Annotated in this window: 16 protein-coding genes and 3 pseudogenes; 10 read left to right on the top strand and 9 right to left on the bottom strand. The window is 62.3% G+C overall.

Annotated features, from left to right (window positions below; all coding sequences use genetic code 11):
• Positions 1-68 precede the first annotated feature (68 nt).
• A complete protein-coding gene (locus AC5RTB_RS08330) occupies positions 69-1,136 on the bottom strand; it encodes a hypothetical protein (protein WP_494060597.1) in 1,068 nt (355 codons plus the stop codon).
• A gap of 433 nt (positions 1,137-1,569) precedes the next feature.
• Here AC5RTB_RS08330 and AC5RTB_RS08335 point away from each other — a divergent pair, with 433 nt between their 5' ends.
• Positions 1,570-1,818, top strand: a complete 249-nt coding sequence (locus AC5RTB_RS08335) for a hypothetical protein (RefSeq protein ID WP_494060598.1) — start codon at positions 1,570-1,572, stop codon at positions 1,816-1,818.
• Between the two features lie 366 nt (positions 1,819-2,184).
• Here the strand turns inward: AC5RTB_RS08335 and AC5RTB_RS08340 are convergent, their stop codons facing one another.
• Together AC5RTB_RS08340 and AC5RTB_RS08345 are read right to left on the bottom strand one after the other, a co-directional pair.
• Complete coding sequence (locus tag AC5RTB_RS08340) at positions 2,185-3,330, bottom strand: endo-1,4-beta-xylanase (RefSeq protein WP_494060599.1); 1,146 nt, start codon at positions 3,328-3,330, stop codon at positions 2,185-2,187.
• 291 nt (positions 3,331-3,621) lie between these two features.
• On the bottom strand, positions 3,622-4,638 hold the full coding sequence (locus AC5RTB_RS08345) for a LacI family DNA-binding transcriptional regulator (protein WP_494060600.1): 1,017 nt from the start codon (positions 4,636-4,638) through the stop codon (positions 3,622-3,624).
• Between the two features lie 138 nt (positions 4,639-4,776).
• On the opposite strand from AC5RTB_RS08345, the gene AC5RTB_RS08350 reads away from it, so the two are divergent.
• The 8 genes and pseudogenes from AC5RTB_RS08350 to AC5RTB_RS08385 all read left to right on the top strand — a co-directional run.
• Positions 4,777-6,075, top strand: a complete 1,299-nt coding sequence (locus tag AC5RTB_RS08350) for an ABC transporter substrate-binding protein (RefSeq protein ID WP_494060601.1) — start codon at positions 4,777-4,779, stop codon at positions 6,073-6,075.
• A gap of 9 nt (positions 6,076-6,084) precedes the next feature.
• Complete coding sequence (locus AC5RTB_RS08355; protein ID WP_494060602.1) at positions 6,085-7,110, top strand: carbohydrate ABC transporter permease; 1,026 nt, start codon at positions 6,085-6,087, stop codon at positions 7,108-7,110.
• A complete protein-coding gene (locus AC5RTB_RS08360; protein WP_494060603.1) occupies positions 7,110-7,982 on the top strand; it encodes a carbohydrate ABC transporter permease in 873 nt (290 codons plus the stop codon). Before AC5RTB_RS08355 ends, AC5RTB_RS08360 begins: the two co-directional genes overlap by 1 nt.
• 8 nt (positions 7,983-7,990) lie before the next feature.
• Entirely contained in the window at positions 7,991-10,363 is a 2,373-nt protein-coding gene (locus AC5RTB_RS08365; protein ID WP_494060604.1) for a beta-xylosidase/alpha-l-arabinosidase, read from the top strand.
• Positions 10,360-11,616, top strand: a complete 1,257-nt coding sequence (locus AC5RTB_RS08370; protein ID WP_494060605.1) for an endo-1,4-beta-xylanase — start codon at positions 10,360-10,362, stop codon at positions 11,614-11,616. Before AC5RTB_RS08365 ends, AC5RTB_RS08370 begins: the two co-directional genes overlap by 4 nt.
• A 167-nt stretch (positions 11,617-11,783) precedes the next feature.
• A pseudogene (locus tag AC5RTB_RS08375) lies at positions 11,784-12,086 on the top strand (sugar ABC transporter permease); the annotation flags it as partial.
• Between the two features lie 274 nt (positions 12,087-12,360).
• Positions 12,361-13,335 carry an ROK family protein gene (locus AC5RTB_RS08380; RefSeq protein ID WP_494060849.1) on the top strand — a complete coding sequence of 325 codons (975 nt, stop codon included), beginning with the start codon at positions 12,361-12,363 and terminating at the stop codon, positions 13,333-13,335.
• A 368-nt stretch (positions 13,336-13,703) separates the two neighbouring features.
• A pseudogene (locus AC5RTB_RS08385) lies at positions 13,704-13,982 on the top strand (transposase); the annotation flags it as partial.
• 20 nt (positions 13,983-14,002) lie between these two features.
• Here the strand turns inward: AC5RTB_RS08385 and AC5RTB_RS08390 are convergent.
• Positions 14,003-15,052, bottom strand: a complete 1,050-nt coding sequence (locus AC5RTB_RS08390; protein ID WP_494060606.1) for an IS110 family RNA-guided transposase — start codon at positions 15,050-15,052, stop codon at positions 14,003-14,005.
• 256 nt (positions 15,053-15,308) lie between these two features.
• Between AC5RTB_RS08390 and AC5RTB_RS08395 the strand changes: the two are divergent.
• Positions 15,309-15,434, top strand: a pseudogene (locus AC5RTB_RS08395) (IS3 family transposase); the annotation flags it as partial.
• On the opposite strand, the gene AC5RTB_RS08400 reads toward AC5RTB_RS08395, so the two are convergent.
• From AC5RTB_RS08400 to AC5RTB_RS08420, 5 genes are all read right to left on the bottom strand, one after another.
• Positions 15,404-15,793 carry an acylglycerol kinase family protein gene (locus tag AC5RTB_RS08400; protein ID WP_494060607.1) on the bottom strand — a complete coding sequence of 130 codons (390 nt, stop codon included), beginning with the start codon at positions 15,791-15,793 and terminating at the stop codon, positions 15,404-15,406. The pseudogene AC5RTB_RS08395 and the gene AC5RTB_RS08400 sit on opposite strands and share 31 nt — an antisense overlap.
• Positions 15,794-15,908: 115 nt before the next feature.
• A complete protein-coding gene (locus AC5RTB_RS08405; RefSeq protein WP_494060608.1) occupies positions 15,909-16,373 on the bottom strand; it encodes a MarR family winged helix-turn-helix transcriptional regulator in 465 nt (154 codons plus the stop codon).
• 360 nt (positions 16,374-16,733) lie between these two features.
• Positions 16,734-17,024, bottom strand: a complete 291-nt coding sequence (locus AC5RTB_RS08410) for a hypothetical protein (RefSeq protein ID WP_494060609.1) — start codon at positions 17,022-17,024, stop codon at positions 16,734-16,736.
• Positions 17,025-17,684: 660 nt separating this feature from the next.
• A complete protein-coding gene (locus AC5RTB_RS08415; protein WP_494060610.1) occupies positions 17,685-19,685 on the bottom strand; it encodes an alpha/beta fold hydrolase in 2,001 nt (666 codons plus the stop codon).
• Positions 19,682-19,810: a mycothiol transferase gene (locus AC5RTB_RS08420; protein WP_494060611.1), complete on the bottom strand. Its 129-nt coding sequence runs from the start codon at positions 19,808-19,810 to the stop codon at positions 19,682-19,684. Before AC5RTB_RS08420 ends, AC5RTB_RS08415 begins: the two co-directional genes overlap by 4 nt.
• Positions 19,811-19,994: the final 184 nt, after the last annotated feature.

Consider the following 19,994-nt stretch of genomic DNA (forward strand, 5'->3'; position numbering starts at 1 on the left):
GTACTTGTGTCTTGCGTCCCATGGGTTTCGAGACGGGATCCCTCAGCGTACAAACCGTCGGGCCTCGGTTATGTCGGAAGTTGCGTCCAGGAGTCTTCTTGAGGTGAGGGGCGGTGCCATGCCTGTCGTGGTGCTTCCCATTCTCTAGCCACGTCGGTGAGCCAGAATGTGCGGTCTGGGTCCCAGCCGGCGATGACCGATGACGTGTCGGAATCAACGGGGAGTGCCCGGCCAGCGCTGCTGAGGTAACCCAAGCCTGTCAGGTGCACGGCGTCCCATTCATCGGCCACTCGCTCCCAGTCCGGGAGGACCCAGCGGCCGTTCCGGCCAGTTGTCTTGAACCAGTCGTGTCGGCGTGAGGCGGTTACCTCCAGCGGGTGCTTCCGGCACAGTGCTGCCCAGTTATCTGCGGTGCGGATCTCATACGTATTGCCAATCCCGCGGACCGGGATGACGGTTGCCTGCTCCCATTCCAAAGAATCCTCAATGAGATTTAGACCTGCCGGGATCTGCCCGACGGTGCTGATGATGCCGTGCGGTACTGACCACCAGGTTCCGGACCAGTTGGCGTGTGGATCCTTCGGGCGTTCCCGAGCGGCACGCAGTTCTTCCACTCGTTCGTCCTGCGCCCATTTTGATAATGCTTGCCGGGGTTCATGCGGCAACGGGGCCGGATCATCGGTTGAGCGCCAGTCGATCGCCCACTGTTCGATGCGCCGTGGCTCGCAGAGCCATTGCATCGAAGGCAGGGCCATGACGTGATCCGCGATGGGTGTGAGGGCTTCGCGTACTTCAGGAAGTCCTGCGAGGATGTCCTCTCCGTCTGGTTCCTGCCAGTATCGCGCCGTCTCTACTGACCGTTGTAGAGCAGCGTTGGCCGCACCAGCACCGATATGATCCAAGTCGAGCGGAACGACTGCCGCTGCCAGCTCGGCCGGGGACCAGCCGAGGAACGGTGCGGCGGGCTGCCCAGTATCGGCTCCTATCAGGACCCTTGCTGTTCCGCTTGCCGGATCGAGGCTGTGCGCCAACCGGAAAGCGCTCTGCCTGATGTCAGGGTCTAGCCCCATCACGAGCTCCAAACACAGACGTCTCCCGCGAGGACCATCCAGAAGCAACTGTGAAGGAGATTTCATCAGCTCATCCTTACATCCCCACCCGCAGTCGAGAACAGGTCCCTCAACGCGCGGTTCTTGGGCTGTCTACCTGCGAAACTGAGCCTTGTGCCAAGGTCAGTAGTGTCTGTAGTGACGCCCATACTCTAGCCCGGGACGTTGAGCTCGGGACGAGTGGTCGAGGACGGAGTTGCCCTGTGGGAGATTCAGCGCGGTTTGAAGCAGTACTAGCAGCTATTGCATCGACGCGGGGTGTGACACCCCCTCTTGCGGCGACGGTTGTTACTACAACGGCTGAGGGGGACGTGCAGACCGCACTGGCAAAAGTTGATCTTCTTGAAAACACGTGGTTGCTGACAGACGGCAAAATCGGCTCGAGCTTCGATCCGGTCGACGGTCTGATTTCTACTCACCCACGGGTGAGGAAAGAGCCGGCTTCGATAGAGCTGATTGGATGCCGCCCGAAATTTTGCTTTTCCGCCCCATGCAGATGCGGATCTGGGGCGGGCGGCACGACGAGATGCGGGTAGTCGACGCTTCCGAGGCCTGGGATTCGTTCACACTGACGCTGGAACATCTCAAGGACCTATCGCCAGGGACAGCGGTTATTGGTAAGGAGTTCGGGGTCGTCACTGAATTCAGCGCTGCAGGGCGCAAGGTCGTGTTGGAGGATCTCCGTACCGACTATGCCGACGGGCCTTGAACTGAGTGCGAGCTTGTCGAGAGTAAACACCGACCAAGAGACACATCCCAGCCCGTTGCACAGCTGATCGTTATTCCGCACCACCGGATCCCTCACCGGGCCGTTTCTCGGGCGAGCCTTCTGCGAGCGGTCGATGGTTCTGGTTTGCTGCTGCGAGAAGCACTCGTCATTCACTTGACGGTGCAACATGGTGCGAGCGGAGGTGCCACTCGTCTGCGCAGCGCCCCGGGCGTGACCAGAATCGCGCCCAAAACTCCAAGCTCATGTATTGGCCATGCCGACGCGGCACGAGGGGCACGCCCAAAAGGACGTACCCCTCGTTGGTCCCGGCGACGTGACGGCGCCAGAGCAGAAATCGGGTGTTGGTCAGGCTGCGTCGCGCAGAACCTCGCGCAGCGCCTCGTACTGTGGCTTCGGGTTGTTGTGCATGTCGTACAGCAGGCCTGCGCCCTGGCCGGTGAACCAGCCCGGGATCCAGGAATTCGCGTCCGACACTCCCCATACCGTGTACGAATTGCACGCCTCAACCGCGAGACAGTCCTCGAGGGTCTGTGCCCACCAGTCAACCTGCTGGTCGGCCTCGGCTGGGTCCACGGGGGTGTTGGTGTAGGTGCCGTTCGGCTTCTGGGCGACATAGGTCCGGATGTCGACCTCAGTCAACGCGACCTCCAGACCCAGGTCGGCGAATCGCTGCAGGTTGTTGCGCAGGTCAGGATAGCCGTACTGCGTGTCCAAGTGCCCCTGGAAGCCGACACCGTGGATCGGCACCCCGTCCGCGAGCAGTTCCTGCACGAAGGCATACGCGGCGTTGCTTTTGGGGCCAGTGAACTCCAGGTTGTAGTCGTTGTAGAAGAGCAGCGCATTCGGGTCGGCCTCGTGCGCCCAGCGGAATACGTCGGCGACGTACTGCTCGCCCGGCAGGCCGAGTTCCTCGTATGCCTGGTACCAAACCGTCTCGCGGAAGCTACCCTCGGCGTCGTCGTTGAAGATCTCGTTGACGACGTCCCACTGTTGGATGTCGCCCGCGAAGTGCCCGGCGACTGTCCGGACGTGGTTCTCCAATATCGCGCGCAGCTCCTCGGCGCTGTAATCCCCCGTCGTGAGCCAGGTGGGCAGTTGGTTGTGCCACACGAGCGTGTGCCCCCGTACGACCTGACCGTTCGCCTCGGCGTTGGCGATCAGCGCCTCCGCTGCGGCCCAGTCGTAAACACCGGGAGACGGGTTCAGGGCCTCCCACTTCATCACATTTTCGGCGGTGACGCTGGAGTACTGGGTGTTGACGATGTTGCGGTACTTGCCATTTTGTTCCAGCAGATCGGCATTCACGGCAACACCGATCTTGATGCCGGTTTCGTCCGCGAGGGCGCGCAGGCTGTTCTCGCTGATAACGGACGAATGCTCTGACGCCTTCGAGTCTGAAGGCGGAGCCGGAGCAGCGAAGGCGGTGCTCGGAACGATCACCACAGAGGCCAGCGCCAAGACGCTTGCGAGTAGAGGACGAGTTGTGCGCATAAATACTCCTTTGCATGAGGGCGTGGCGGGTTGATTAGCTTTTTCCTCCCACCGACCCATAGTTAGCCAGAATAAGTTGCGACTGTCAACAAATAGTCTTGAATGCCACGCCCTTCCTTTCGGAAACAGTGGTGAGATTCCTTGGGTCCGACCCAGGGAAACCCAGACTCCGAATTTTTCGCGCTAGCCGCATCAGTATCCGAATGGACAAGTGCTGTTCACCGGCACTGCGTTCGCGCCCACGCGGGATCGCCGCCTCGAGGGGAAGGGCTTCACCTCAGCCTCGGCCTATCAGCCCGCAGTCGGCGAGGCCGTACTTTCACGGACGACGAGCCGCGTTGCGAGGTCCATCCGGGGGATGGTTTCGAGGGTGCTCTCACTCATGCGGATCACGAGCCGCGCCGCTTCCTCGGCCATCACCGTGAGCGGCTGATGCACGGTTGTGAGCGCAGGACTGGACCACTGAGCGAGCTGCAGATCGTCGTAACCGACGATGGACAAATCAGCGGGCACCCGGAGCCCGAGGGTCCTGGCAGCCTCGATGACGCCGAGCGCCTGGAGGTCGCTCCCCGCGAAGATCGCTGTGGGGCGGTCGGGCAGCGTCAGGAGTTCGACAGCGATGCTGCGGCCACCGTCGACCTGGAAGTTGCCGAATCGCACGAAGCGTTCATCGATCTCAATACCGGCCGAGTTCATGGCGGACCGGTATCCGTCGACGCGGGCGAAGGAGCACATCATGTCGTCGCGACCGGTGATCGCGGCAATCCGGGTGTGTCCCAGTTCGATGAGATGGCGGGTGGCGACGAGGCCGCCGGACCAGTTCGCCGACCCAACCGCGGGGACATCCGGGGCTGGATCGCCGGCCGGGTCGATGATCACGAACGGGATGGCGCGGGATTGGAGGGTCGCCTTCGCTTCCGCCGCGAGATCGGCGAAGACGAGCACCACCCCGACCGGGCGCCGGCGGAGAACCCCGGTGATCCAGGCCGGGGACGGGGAGTGGCGGTCACCCGACTCGGTAAGCACGACGCTCAAATCGTTGGCGCGAGCGACATTTTCGACTCCGCGGATGATCTCCATGGCCCAGGCCGTCTCGAGTTCGGGGAAAACGAGCTCGACCAAGGTGCCCCTGTTGGGCAGGCCTGGGCGTCGTTGGTATCCCTGCTTGTCGAGGAGCTCTTCGATTTTTGCCCGCGTCTGCGCGGACACGTCTGGCCGTCCGTTGAGGACTTTGGAAACCGTGGAGAGCGAAACTCCGGCCTCCTGGGCTAATTCATTGAGCTTGACCTTGCGAGCTGAATCGATCAAGACGAACCAATCTGTATTTGTTGCGGCAATCTCTATTTGTGGCGGGAAACTCTTGCGTTTCACCGGGGCAGTGCTTAGGCTCACACCATACTAACTGTTTTCGACACAAATGTCGAAACTTTCGAGAGGCGTTCAAGGATGAACAAGCAAAGCATCAGGAAGCTCGTTACCGTTGGGGCGGCGACAGCAATGGCCCTTGGCGGCCTATCAGCGTGTGGCTCCAGCGGTGGAGCAACAGAAGATGGCGACGTCACCATGACGTTCTGGCACAACTCGACGACGGGCGCTGGTAAGGCGCACTGGGAGAACACGGTCGCAGCGTTCGAGGAGGCAAACCCTGGCGTTACGATCGATATCCAGTCCATCCAGAACGAAGAGATGGACGGGAAGCTCCAAACGGCGCTGAACTCCGGTGATGCACCCGACATCTTTATGGCGCGCGGTGGCGGCAAGCTTGCGGATGTCGTTGCGGCCGGACAGGCCATGGACATCACGGATTCCATCGACGACGCCACCAAGGCCGCTGTGCCCGAAGGTGTGTTGAGCGCCTTCGCGCTCGAGGGCAAGATTTACGGAATGCCGACCGCCGTGCTGCCTGGTGGCATCTACTACAGCCAAGACCTCTTCGCCGAAGCGGGCGTTGAGGGAACACCGACGACCATCGACGAGCTCGGTTCCGCCGTCGACAAGCTCAAGGGTGCAGGAATCGACCCCATCGCCGTCGGCGCGAAGGATGCCTGGCCCGCAGCGCACTGGTACTACTTCTTCGCGGTTCGAGCCTGCTCGCAGGACGTTCTCAACACGGCCGCCGAAACCATGGAGTTTGACGACCCGTGCTGGCTGGAGGCCGGCAATAACCTGCAGGAATTCGTCGACACGGAGCCGTTCAACAACGGATTCCTGACCACCTCGGCGCAGCAGGGTGCAGGTAGCTCGGCTGGACTCATTGCCAACCAGAAGGCATCCATGGAGCTCATGGGGGCATGGAACCCCGGTGTCATCGCTTCGCTCACTCCTGACGAGAAGCCTCTGGCAGACCTAGGCTGGTTCCCGTTCCCTGAGGTCGACGGCGGCGAGGGTGAGCCTGGCGCCATGATGGGCGGCGTCGACGGATTCACCTGCTCCGCTCAGGCCCCGAAAGAAGAGTGCACCGCGTTCCTGAATTTCTTTATGCAGAAGGAGCACCAGGAAGGCTACGCGGAAGCGTTCCAGACGATCCCCGCCAGCCAGGATGCTCAGGACGTTGTGAAGGATCCCGCGCTGCTTTCAATCATCGAGTCGTACAGCGAGGCACCATACGTCACTGTGTGGCTCGACACGCTGTTCGGACAGAACGTCGGAAACGCGCTCAACAAGGGTGCCGTCGACCTGTTCGCCGGTCAGGGCACGGCTGAAGACATCGTCTCCGCTCTGAACGACGCAGCAGCAAAGGGATAGCAGCACATAATGACTGAACCTGTAGGGGGTGCTCCGTTGTTGACCGACGCGCAGCCGCCGCGGGGCACGGTCACGGCAGGGGATGGCGCTCGCGCGGCGTCCCCTGCCGCACCGCGGCCCAGACGGCGTCCAACGGATTGGCGCAAGCGCCTCGAGATCACGCTTCTGGCCGGGCCGGCGATCGTCGTCTTTGTCGGCTTCGTCATCTTCCCGGTCGTCCTCGCCGGCTACTACGGCTTCTTCCGCTGGAAGGGCTTTGGGCCAGCGACCGACTTCGTCGGTTTCGAAAACTACATGATCATCTTTCAGGACAGCGCGTTCCACGACGTGCTACGCCACAACGGGTTTATCCTGGTGCTCTCCCTCGTCCTCCAGGGCCCCATTGCGGTCGCCCTCGCCCTCTTGCTCAACCAGAAGATCCGAGGCCGCTCGGTCATCCGCGTCCTCATCTTCGTCCCGTACATCATCTCCGAAGTGATCGTCGGGATCGGCTGGGGTCTCATGTTGCAGACATCCGGTGCCGTCAATGGGCTGCTCGACAGCATCGGGTTGGGAGCTTTCCAGGCAGACTGGCTCTCTGATCCGAACATCGCCATCTGGTCCCTGATGGTGATCATCTCGTGGAAGTACATCGGCTTCGCCGTCATCCTTTTCCTCGCCGGATTGCAGAGTATCCCTGACGAACTATTCGAGGCGGCCGCGATCGACGGTGCCAGCTACTGGCAGATCCAGCGCACCATCACGCTGCCGCTCCTCGGGCCGACCGTGCGAATCTGGGCGTTCCTGTCAATCATCGGCTCGCTGCAGTTGTTCGACCTGGTCTTCATCATCTGGGGCCAGTACGTCGCCTCGACTGCCGGGACCTCGACCATGGCCACCTACATGGTCGCCAACGGACGCACGTCGGGGAACTTCGGCTACGGCAGTGCTGTCGCCGTCGTCATGTTCCTGATCTCCCTCGTCATCGCATTGATCTACCAGCGGTTCGTTCTTCGGCGCGACACCGCCGGTGCCCTCACAGAAGGAAAGAAGTGATGACTGTTCTCGAAGCTCCCACCCTCACGCGCGGAAAGCGTCCACCGAGTGGCCGCCAGCCGTGGGGCAGCCCGGCAACCTATTTCATCGCCTTTGCCTTCATCGCACTCTGTCTCGGACCCGTCATCTACATCATCCTCGGTGGGTTCCGCGACAACTCGCAGATCACCAATTCGCCCGAGGGGTTCCCGAATCCGTGGAATTTCGACAACTACGCTGAGGTGATCGCGAGCCCGACCTTCTGGCAGCAGGTCGGCAACTCGGTGATTGCCGGGATCGCTACGACCATAGGTGTGGTGGTGCTCGGCCTGATGGCGAGCTTCGTCCTCGCGCGATACACGTTTGCCGGTCGTGGAGCGATGTATTCGCTGTTCGCCGCCGGGCTCATGTTCCCGATGACCGTGGCGATCACGCCGCTCTACATCCTCGTCAGGGACCTGGGGCTGATGAACAGCCTGGGTGGCGTGATTCTCCCGCAGATCGCCTTCGGGTTGCCAGTGACGATCATCATCCTGGTGCCGTTCCTCAAGGCCATCCCCGATGAAATCGAAGAGGCGGCGTCGATCGACGGCACCAGCCGGCTGGGGTTCTTCTTCCGGATGGTCGTTCCTTTGTCGCTGCCGGGCGTGGTGACCACGGGCATCCTTGCTTTCGTGGCGAGCTGGAACAGCTATCTTCTGCCGCTGTTCATCCTCAGTGACCAGGCGACGTACACCCTGCCGCTCGGCGTTCAGGCGTTCGCTTCGCAGTATTCGGTGGACACGGCAAAGGTACTCGCATTCACCTCACTGTCCATGATTCCGGCACTGATATTTTTCACGCTGTTCGAGCGTCGCATCGTCGGCGGACTCACCGGCGCCGTCAAAGGTTAGGACTTCCCTTGAGCACCACGACATCCACGACGACCACGCCGGCATGGCACGACGTCACCGCATCCGCTTCCGACCGCGTCGAAGCACTCCTCAGCGAGCTCACACTCGAGGAGAAAATCGCCCAGCTGTTTGGCGTCTGGGTCGGCGCGTCCAGTGAGGGCGGGGACGTTGCCCCGCATCAGAACGACATGGACGACGTCGTCGACCTCGATGCGCTCCTACCGAACGGGCTCGGCCAGTTGACTCGGCCGTTCGGCTCGGCTCCGGTCGACCCGGCGCTTGGGGCGCTGTCCCTCCTCCGCAGCCAGCGCCGGATCGCGGCCTCCAACCGGTTCGGCATCCCGGCTGTTGCACATGAAGAGTGCCTCGCCGGCTTCGCCACCTGGGGGGCGACCGCCTATCCGGTGCCCCTCGCCTGGGGTGCCTCGTTCAATCCGGGGCTCATTGAGCGGATGTCACATCGCATCGGGTCCGACATGCGCTCGGTCGGCATCCACCAGGGCCTTGCCCCGGTGCTCGACGTGGTGCGGGATGCCCGCTGGGGTCGCGTCGAAGAGACCATCGGTGAGGACCCGTGTCTCATCGGCACCATCGGAACGGCGTACGTCCGTGGCCTCGAGTCCGCCGGGATCGTCGCAACTCTCAAGCACTTCGTCGGATACTCGGCCTCGAAAGCCGGCCGTAACCTCGCGCCGGTGTCGGTCGGTCCGCGTGAACTCGCTGACGTGCTGCTCGTCCCGTTCGAAATAGTCATGCGGGAAGGCAAGCCGCGTTCGGTCATGCACTCCTATACCGACATCGACGGCGTGCCATCCGCGGCTGACGAGTGGCTGCTCACCGGAGTCCTGCGCGACACCTGGGGTTTCGACGGCACCGTCGTCGCCGACTACTTCGGGATCGCCTTCCTAAAACTGCTTCACGGCGTCGCGGGTTCGTGGGGCGAGGCCGCTGCTCTCGCGCTCAAGGCGGGCGTGGACGTCGAACTGCCGACGGTGAAGACCTTCGGTGCGCCGCTGGCTGAAGCGGTCCGGTCGGGCGACCTGCCCGAGGTGGTCATAGATCGTGCCCTCCGGCGTGTGCTGCTCCAGAAGGTCGAACTCGGACTGCTTGATCCTGACTGGGATGCCACGCCCGAAGCGTTGCGGGACGTCGACGTGGACAACACGGAAGGCATCCGCGGCATCATCGACCTGGACAACGCCGGCAATCGGGCGGTCGCCCGCGAGATCGCCGAACAGTCCATCGTGCTTGTGAGCAACGACGGGACCCTTCCGCTCGCCGCCCCGCGCCGGATTGCTGTCGTCGGGCCGACGACCGACGACCCCTTCGCCGTTCTCGGTTGCTACTCGTTCCCTGCGCATGTCGGCGTGCAGCATCCTGACATGCCCCTCGGTATCGAACTGCCGACCTTGCTGGATAGCCTCCGCATCGAGTTTCCCGAAGCCGACATCGAATACGTGCCAGGCACGACGATCGACGGAGGAGAAACCGCCGGGATCTCCGCAGCGGTGGATGCTGCAGCGCGGGCGGACGTCGTAATCGTCGCCCTCGGCGACCGGGCCGGGCTTTTTGGCCGCGGCACGAGCGGTGAGGGCTGCGACGTCGAGTCGCTCCGCCTGCCCGGTGCGCAACAAAATCTTCTCGACGCCGTCCTGGCAACATCGACTCCTGCCGTGGTCACCCTGCTCGCTGGACGACCGTACGCGCTGGGATCCGCTGTGACGGGCGCCAGCGCGATCGTGCAAGCGTTCTTCGCAGGAGAAGAAGGAACCGCCGCGCTCTCCGGCATCCTCTCCGGTCGGGTCAATCCGAGCGGACGCCTGCCTGTCAGCATCCCGGCCTCAGAGGGAACGCAGCCCTCCACATACCTGGCCGCTCCCCTGGCGCGCTCCAACGGAGTGTCCAGCATCGACCCGACCGCGGTCTTCGCGTTCGGGCACGGGATCGGGTACACGACCTTTGAGTGGAGCGCCGGCCAGCACGGGCCGGGTACGGTCGGAGTCGACGGCACGGCGACCCTCGGCCTCCGTCTCCGCAACACTGGGGACCGTGCTGGGACAGAAGTCGTCCAGATTTACGTCCACGATCCGGTCGCGTCAGTGGTGCGCCCGGTGCAGCGTCTGGTCGGTTTTAAGCGCGTTGATCTGAAGCCGGGCGAATCCGTCGAGCTCGCGATACACGTTCCCGCAGATGTCACCGGCTTCACCGGCCGAAGCGGCGAGCGGGTCGTCGAACCGGGAGAGATCGTCCTAGGTCTCGGAGCGTCGAGCACCGACATACGGATCACGCACTCGGTGCAGCTCTCCGGTGAAGCGCGCGTCGTGGGCTTCGACCGGGCGTTTCACCCGAGTTTCAACGAGATCGCGCGGAGCGCCTCTTGAGTTTCGATCACCGCCGGGTGACCGCGCAGGTCACCGTGCTGGACTCCGTCGGCAACCCTGTGCGCAACGAAGATGTCACCGTCGAACAGCAGCGTCATGACTTCGCCTTCGGCAACATCGGTTTCGACTTCATCCCGCTCGCCAATGGGGAGACCGAGCAGGATGCCGCGGCGGAGCCCGTTTTCGGCGGGGCAGGGCTCGCCGGCCTGCCGGAGCTCGAGACGATGTGGCTCGACCTCTTCAACACTGCGACCCTTCCGTTCTACTGGCGAGGATTCGAGCCGACCCGCGGCAAGCCTGACACCCGAAGACTTCTCCGGACCGCCTCGTGGTTCGCTGAGCACGGAGTGACGGTGAAGGGGCACCCGCTTACCTGGCACACGCTCGCGCCCGAGTGGCTCACCGGTCTACCGGTGGCGGAGATCGAGCGGCTGCAACGCGAGAGGATCCGACGCGAGGTGACCGACTTCTCCGGGGTCATCGACACGTGGGACGCCATCAACGAAGTCGTCATCATGCCCGTGTTCACCGCAGAGGAAAACGGTATCACCCGGCTTGCGCAGAGCATGGGTCGCGTGCCCATGATTCAGCTCGCGTTCGAGGAAGCTCGCGCCTCGAACCCTTCGGCGACGCTCGTCCTGAACGACTTCGACTTGTCGAGCGATTATGAGGCTCTGATCGAGGGCGTGCTTGAGGCGGGGATCGCTGTGGACGCGATCGGCCTGCAGACGCACATGCATCAGGGGTATTGGGGAGAAGAGACCATGCTCGCGATGGTCGACCGATTCGCCCGCTTCGGGCTGCCCCTCCATCTGACCGAAACGACCCTGCTGTCAGGGCACCTCATGCCGCCGGAGGTCGTCGACCTCAACGACTATCAGATCCCATCCTGGCCATCGACGCCTGAGGGAGAGGCTAGGCAAGCGGATGAGATCGTCCGCCACTATCGCTCACTCGTGGGCCACCCCGCCGTGCAGGCCATCACGTACTGGGGGCTCACCGACGACGGAGCGTGGCTCGGTGCGCCGGGCGGGCTCACTCGCGCCGACGGCACGCCGAAACCCTCCTTTTACGCACTGCGGTCGCTAATCAAGGGCGAATGGTGGCTGCCGCGAACGACGATGCGCACCGATCAGGACGGACGTTTGTCAATCACGGGCTTCTTCGGTGATTACGTGATCAAGCGCGACGGCCAGAGTGCACCGGTCTCGCTCTCGCGGGGGCGTGAAACGGCCACCGTCCGTTTCCGCTGACCAACGGCGGACCAACGCCGCGTGTAGTGACACAGTTCGTCTGAGGGAGTTGCACTCACCACGATCGGACGCCGACCCGCCGAGGGTCGCTGGTTCAACCACTTATCAGCCTGTACTTATGCGTACCAACGCATCGGCTGTAATAACGAGAACCGCCAAAATCCGCGGGATACTGCGCGGGACGGGCAGGTGTTGTCAGCACGCCCCGGGCGGGCGGTGCTGTCGCCTGTGCCGGGCAGAACTATGAGCTGGATGCCATCGCCGCGGTATTCATCGGCAGTGCTGCGGTCCAGGGCGGAATAGGAACCATCATCGGGGAGGGTCATCGGATGGTCTCGTTATGGGCGTGCTCAATATGGGCCTGTCGATTCTCTCCTTCGTTGCTGCCTAGCAATGAGCCATCAAGGGCATGGTGCTTCTGCTGGCCGTCGCCTTCGGTTTTCAACAAGTGCCGTTCCGGGGGAAGATGAGCAGCGACTACAACTGCTTTCGAGAGGCATAGGGTTGACGGCTTCACAGCTGACCAAGCTGGACGGTACGCGAAGAACCAAGGCGACGCCGCTCCAGAGCACGGACACGAGCCGGCGCACCAACTTGTCGTTGATTTTGGGCCTGCTCCACAGGGGAGGACCGCTGTCGCGTGCCAACCTGACGAAGCGGACGGGGTTGAACCGCTCAACTATAAGCGCCCTTGTCGCCGAGCTCGGGGACCTCGGACTTGCCTACGAAACAGAACCGCCTGCCATGGGGCGTGTCGGACGGCCAAGCCCCCTCGTTCATCCCAACGAAAAGGTCGCGGCCTTAGCCATTAATCCGGATGTAGATGCCGTGACGGTCGGGCTGGTTGGCCTCGGCGGTCACGTTCATCGCAGGATTCGGTATGAGGCCGCCACACAGCCTTCCGTAACGGAAACAGTCAACATCAGCCGGGCGATTGTAGAAGGAATGCAGGCCGACCTGGACGCCATGGATCGGATTACAGGCGTTGGGCTTGCCGTTCCTGGACTCGTCAGATCATCCGACGGGCAGATACTACTGGCACCGCACCTCCAGTGGGCCGATGAGCCACTGGCGGCCTTCCTTGAGCAAGCCCTGGCCCGTCCGGTGCGTGCCGGGAACGATGCCACTCTGGGTTCGCTCGCCGAAAGTATCTACGGGGCCGCCGTAGGGATCTCGGACGTAGTGTATCTGAACGGAAGCGCCAGCGGCATCGGCGGTGGCGTCATTTCCGGAGCCAGAGCTTTGCGGGGTTCTGCAGGTTTTGCCGGCGAACTTGGTCACACTCTGGTGCGAACCAACGGGGAAAAGTGCCATTGCGGAAGGTCCGGGTGTTTGGATGCCGAAGTCCGCCTCGAACGGCTGCTCGCCCCGCTCAGCCTTGCCCGGGCGGATCAGGACGAGCTGGAGCGGGCCATTGCCGAGCCCCCATCCCGGGAGCTACAAAAGGAAGTTGAACGGCAGATCGACCTCCTTGCGGTGGCATTGACGAATTTTGTCAACATTTTCAACCCCGAAATGATCGTGCTCGGCGGGTTTCTGGGCTCTATCTTCTCCCTGGACCCCGAGCGCCTCGTCTCGGCCGTTGCCGGGGGGACGATCGGGGGACTAGGAGCGGACGTCAAGATCGTAAGGACGGTTCTCGGGTCCGAATTGCTATTGGTTGGCGCCGCCGAGCTGGCATTTGCGCAGCTTCTCGCTGACCCCGCCGGGACGGCCTAAACCTTCCCTCGAGAAACCCGGGCCATGAGGTCAACCGTTGCCGGTTGAGCATCCTTCATCGTGCGCCGTTCGCTTGATGCCGGTCCTAGGAGTCGATCCCAGCTCGAGGTCCGTCCAACCTGATGAGGCGTGAGATTGGTCGGGTGCTGACATCGCGCAGCTGCGTTTTCGAGTCGTTTCCTCATAAAACGTGGAGCCAGTCGTTAGCTGCAGCTTTCCAGACGCAAATGAAACCTGCAGGGATTCCAATAGGCCTGCGAGAGTAAAACATCGCTGGGATAGCTTGAAGCGCTAGCCCGGTCGGGACTGCCCCCGGTTTTGTTGACTCCTTGACCTAGCGAGCTGGTGCTCGTGGAAGGATGTTGACCATGCCTACGCCTTATGGGGCGGAGTTCCGCCAGGATGTTATTGATGTGGCCCGGAAGGGCGAGGCGCCGCTGGCGCAGGTAGCGAAGGATTTCGGGCTGTCGGTTACGACGTTGAAGCGCTGGATCGCGATCGCTGATCGGAAGGATGCCGGTGCGGGTCCGGCGGTGGCGGAGTCGGCGGAGATGCGGGAGTTGAAGAAACGCAACCGTTTATTGGAGCAGGAGAATGAGATTCTGCGTCGGGCGGCCGCGTATCTGGCGAGGGACATCAACCCAAAATGACTCTTCTATGGGTTTAGTCAAGCCGTGATGGTTTGGAGTTGGCGGAAGATGGAGCGGCAGACGTAGCGTTTGAGGTTGCGGCGGATTTCCCGGTTGGTTTTTCCGGTGGCCCGGCTGCGGGTTACGTAGTCTTTGGTCTGAGGGTCGAAGCTCATGCGGGTTCGGACGATGACGTCGAAGGCGCGGTTGAGTTGGCGGTCGCCGGAGCGGTTGAGCCGGTGCCGGGTTGTGTTGCCGGAGGATGCGGGGCGTGGTGCGACTCCGCCGAGCGCGGCGAAGGCCGCTTCGGAGCGGATCCGGCCGTGGTGGGAGTAGGCGCAGATGATGATCGCGGCGGTTACGGGCCCGACTCCTGGGATCGTTTGGAGTCCTGGGGCGAGTTCCTCGGCGAGCTGTGCAAGTGCTTTGTGGTTTTCGGTGAGCTGGTTGCTGAGGTCTCTGGCCGCAAGAGCCAGGCGTTTTGCTTCAGTCCGGGCGATTCGCGCCACGGCGTCCGTGGTGTTGGTGTTCCGCCAGGCTGCGATCGTGGTGATCTGCGCTTCCGTGAGTGATGCGCGGGCGTCGATGCCCAGGTCTGTGCTGCGCAGCAGCGCTGTGAGGGCGTTCCGGTTCGCGGTGCGCTGTTGGTCCAGGAGGGACCGTGAGGCGAGCAGTATCCGCAGCGCGGCCCTGTTTCCTGCGGCGCGTGGTGTGATGACGTAGTCGCGTTCCCTGCCTAGAACGGACCGGACAGCGGCTTCTGCATCGATCGGATCCGACTTGCCGGTCAATGCCCGCGACGAGCGGGAAGGCGGCCTCACCTCGCCCACTTCAATACCTCCGGCCTGCAGGGTCTCGGTGAGACGGGCGCCGTATGAGGAGGTTCCCTCCACGGCAGCGAAGACCGTCTTTCCGCCGGTGCGTCGCCGGATCCATGCAAGGGCTCGTTCCATCCCCGGTCCCGTGGTCGGGAACGCTGCGGTGTCGACCACCGCCCCAGTTGAGCAGTGGATCGCGGTGAACGTGTGTGTGCGGGCGTGGGTGTCTACTCCGACGACGAACTCGAAATCTTCGGCAATGATCGTCATGGGTGTTTGTTCTCCTTCAGTGAACCGGTCGGTTGGCGGAGCCTGCTGTTGTTCGCTTCGGAGACGCATCTGTAACGAGTCACACCCTTCGGGGTGGACAATCTTCTGATCAGGTCATCCGTGCGGGCAGGCCGATGCCCGGGGAGCAGCGCGGACGAGTCATTTTCAAGACACCGCGGGTGCGGGTCGGATATACCCTGAGTCACGCACCGCTTCCCGGGACCAGCCTGCCAGCCAGCCTCGGGCCGGCTATTGACCATTACAGATCTACCCGCTGGTCACGGATCTTGCCGCCGAGGGGATTCCCGTGGCGGTGACCTGCACGGTGTTGAAGTTCAGTAAGCAGGGGTATTACCGGTGGAGAGCCAGCCCGGTGACGGAAGCGATCGCCTCGGCGAGCGGTTGTCTGGCGGTTACACGGCTGTGGTCGTTCGCGTTGCCCGCAGCCAGCACAGCACACGCCGCATCTGGGTTGCTGGCGGCCATTACACCGTTGACGACTTCGTTGTATCCGCCGTCACCGCTGACCGATACCACGAGGGCATGGCCGTCTGATGCGGCATCTCGGGCGAGGTCCACCGCATGTCCTGCCCTTTCCGTCGGCTGCAGACGAATGTCCGGGGAATCCGAGAGTAGCCCGAGGAGGTCCTCGCGGAGAGCCTCAGCCAGTTCCGGGGCGTCACCGGTGCTGTTGGGGTTGTAGATGATTGTTACAGAATCGAACTGTCGGGGTGTACCCATGGCGACCTTTCAGGACGCTGCTTGTTAACAGCATGTGCCCCCCTTCAGGGGTGGTGAGCAAGCTTATATCTCTAGGGTTCGCGAGCCCATAGTTCCCCACCGGGGTGTGTAGCGGTCAGCATCGCGTGCCAGATACGAGTTCGACGCTTTGCGGCCGTTTCTGCCTGTTCCGTTCGGAGGATCGGATGACTGTCCGGGCGTGCTCTCTGAGGGCGGATAAGCGAGACCCGCCAGGTAGCTCCAGCTTCTCGTCGAGGGACATGCGCTCTTCTAGAAGGTCTTGACCCATTACTGTGATGGCGACTATTTGGCTGCGCTTGTCGAGTCCATGACGGGAGCGGGTCACGAATCCTTTCCGGGAGAGGATACCCACCGTTTTACCGACCGTTTGGGCCTTTATCTTTAGTTCTTCGGCCAGTTGGCTTTGGCTGCGGGCTCCGCGCAGAGCGAGCACCGACAGGATCGTCAGTCCTGCGTACGTGATTCCGTGGACAGCCAGATCCTCGTTGTAGGCGTTCTCGACCAGCCGCCCAGCAGTGATGAGCAGCCGTGCGGTGGGCCATTGTTCCAGGTTGGACATCGGTGGTGCCTTCGAGAGATTGGTTGGTGTGCCCGATCCTGTAGCCGGCTGGCCGAGGTTCGGCCGGTGCGAGGGAGTGGATCATACCCTGGAACGTCCGAACAAGTAGTGCCTGCTGAATGGGCGACATGGAGCTTGTTGCGACCGTGGCGCACGCGGTGTCCGGTTTGTCGCCCGGGGTGAGCGAGAACCCAAGAAGGCCGGCGCGGAACCTTTAGGCTTCCACACCGGCCGACGCGCCGCTATTCAGCTAGCGGATCAAAGCAGTCTCTTTACACTGACTCGATAATCCGAGTCTGGTCGGCACTCAGCGGGTGCCGGCACCTCCCAAACAATAGCTGGGGAGCGTTTACGCGGTGCTTATTTGGAGTCGTTATAGTGCTCGCTGCTGCCTGACTTAGCAAGGCCCCGGGCGATCATGTAGCCAATGGTCAGGTACGTGATGTACTGCATTGCTTGATTGGCATCGAACAGGTCGCCAGCGTCGGAGCCCTCGGTGCCGTCACCGACAACAGCAGCAGTGATGATGACCGCGAGGACGGCGGCGATGTAGACGAAGAATTCCGTTGTCTTCGTCGAGAGTTTGGTTTCGGTGCTGCGCCTGGGGGTGTGGTCAGTGGTGGCAGCGTTATTGGAAGTGTTTGTAGACAAAAGTGTCTCCTGAGAATGGATTTGGCTAGAAGCCTATGGCGGACGCTAGAGATGCGCTCCGGCGGGGAGGGTTCAGATCGACCGCGTCTTGCTACACGGTTACCCTCTGCACCTAGAACACTACGCACACCAGAACCAAAAAGCAAAGCAAGCTTACTAATCAGAAGTGGCTTCCATACCCGAACGGCGGTATTCGCCGCTGCACTAGCCTCCTAGTGATGGAGTGCAGCTCAATCCTCGTTCGTACCCTTGTCATGCGCAGCCTGACGAACGTTCAATTCAAGGCGAACGTCATCTAAACGAAAATTCGTCTCAGGCTCTCCCACCCCAACCCGGTATTCAGCCTCGCTCTGACGATGCAGTTGGCTGTTGATCACTTGGAGCGATTCATCGTCCACGCTGGTCAAGTCGTCTGGAAATTGTTCCTCTGGTCGCAACCGGCTCGATTCCATGAAGCCCGGTCCCCTATCACCTAGGTGCTGTTCCTTCGAATGCGGCACAGCTCTCACTTAGAACTCTAAGCGGTGATCTTCAACCTGGAACCGAATAGAGAGGTATTATATCATCCGGCCGACCACAGGTAAGGACGCCGTTCTCCTGGAACGCCGACGATTCGGGGGAGGCCTGCCGGAGCTGGTAACGCTAAACCCGCCTGGCGCATCAGGAATCGACGGCAGTAGCGGACCGGCTGGAGTACTCGTTATCGGGTGATGTGGTGCGGTGGAGAAAGGCGGTGATCGCGGCGCTCACCTGATCGGGGGCGCTGTGGTGTGCTGCGTGAGGGGCGCCGTTGATGGTCCCTGCTTCGCTTTGCAGGGAGGTGCGGGCGAGTCGGTCGGACCAGGGGGCGCCGGCGACGGCATCACGTGAGCCGCGCAACACCATGACAGGTTGTTGCGCCAGGGGTAGCCGGTCTTCGAGCGGGTAACTCATCGCTTGTTTCAGTTGGGCCAGGTACCAGCGCGGTCCGCACCGCAGGACGTCGAGGGATTGCAGGAGGTTCAGCAACGGTTTTTCGAGGATGGAATTGACGCCCAGCGTCAGTACCTGCTGATGGACGGTGCGGCGTTCCATGTCGATGGCGGCGCCGATGAGGACGAGGTGGGACACAAGGTGAGGGCGTTGGATGGCGAGTTCCGTGGCGCTTTGGACTCCCATTGAATGGCCGATGACCACGCAGGAAGAAATTCCAGCTTCCTCAAGGAGTACCCCAAGGAGCTCCGCGGTCGCCTCGGTGGTTGTTTCCCGCGCCGGCCGCTTCGTCCACCCGTAGCCGGGCAGGTCGATGAGATGGACATCACCGTAGACGGATAGCAGGGCGCCGAGGCGGCGGAAGTAGCGGTGGGACATCCCAATGCCGTGGATCAGCACGAAGACCGGCGCAGGGGTTCCATCCGCAGGGTTGATCCGATCAGAGGCCCCGCCATGGCCGATGAAGTAGGAGCGGCATTGCCGGTCCTGGACCGTGACGCTGCGCAACTCAAGGACCTTCGTCGCAGACCGCGACCCTGACGTGGAGGACCTGACCGTGCGATCCGAGTACGTCGGTGTGGAAGTGGGTGGTGGCGACTCGACCCTGCCCGAGCCTGCAACAGCCGGCACCGGCGATGAGGCAGGATAGTCGCGCATGAGTTGGAGGACTGCTGCCGTGATCGGGGCAGCGGCTCCCCGGTGCGCGGCGTGCGGCTGGCCAGGTATTTCGACGAGGTGGCCGTTTTGGGTGTTGCGGCTGAGCTTTTCGCACCAGTCATGCCCGGCGATGATGTCCCGGGTCCCCCGGATGATCAGGACGGGGCGGGGGATCAGGGGGAGCCTGTCATCGAGACGATACCCCAGCATGACCGGCAGTTCCTGCAGGTACCAGGGGATCCCGCATTGCGCGTACGCGGTGGCGACCATCAGATTCGTGACGGGTCGTTCGATGAGCGTGTCCGCGGCGAGCATGAGGGTGTGCTTGAGCGGGGACCGGTGCTCGGTGTCAGTGACAGGACCGATCAGCACCACATGCGAGACCAGGTCCGGACGGATGATGGCAGCCTCTGCCGCGAACTGCGCACCCATGGAATGGCCGATAAGTACGCACTCCTGAACGCCTTCCTCATCTAGGGTGTGCACGATCAACGCTGCGTAGTCCTCGACGCTGAGTTGGCGGTCGGGTTTGGGTGTTCCCCCGAAGCCCGGCAGGTCCAGGATGAGGGTGTCGCCGTAGTCGATGAGCGTGCGCTGCAGCTTGTCGTAATAGTGATGGGACATCCCAATCCCGTGCACCATCACAAAAACAGGTCTGACCGTTCCCGGGTTCGGATCTCGCCGGGACCTGTGCACTCGACAGGAGAGACCTTCCCATGCACTCCTGTCATCGATAGCGGGCAGCGGACGCGGGCTCGGTGATGGTTTGCTCATTGTGCTTTCAGGTCGGCGGAAACGGTTGACCGGAGGTCTGGCTCGGGGAGGCCGGTGGGTCAGGTACGACACACGGCGCCGTAGGAGGCAGCCATACCGGCTGCGGTGAGGGAGCGCTGGTGGTAGTTCTTGCGTTGGCTTTCCCCTCAAGAGAGCACAGCAAAAAATAAGCTTACTTACGATAACAAGCGTCTGCCTGAGGTTATTCCGGTTCCTTAGTGTGTTTCCAGAAGACGGACATGAACCGATTCCCGTCATACGCCCAGTAGGTATTCGATGAGGTGCTGGTGCCCGTCAATCAGTTCGCGCACGATGTCGAGATGGCCGGCGTGGACGGATGTCTCTACAAGCACCCGGAAAACGACTTCGCGCGCGTCGGACATAGGTGGTGCGTCGAACTCCGCCGCTTACGGCCACCTGCGCGGAAGTGCGTCCAGGGCGACCCTCGCAAGGACCCCGTTGCTCCGGGAGATCTCACGCTTGTATATGCTGATGGCTTCCGTCCTGGACGCCCGGGTCAGCCCGGTACGTTCCTGGGATCGTGGCAGTAGCTGTTCTTGGAGCCAT

The organism is Arthrobacter sp. M71 S08 (assembly GCF_059089725.1).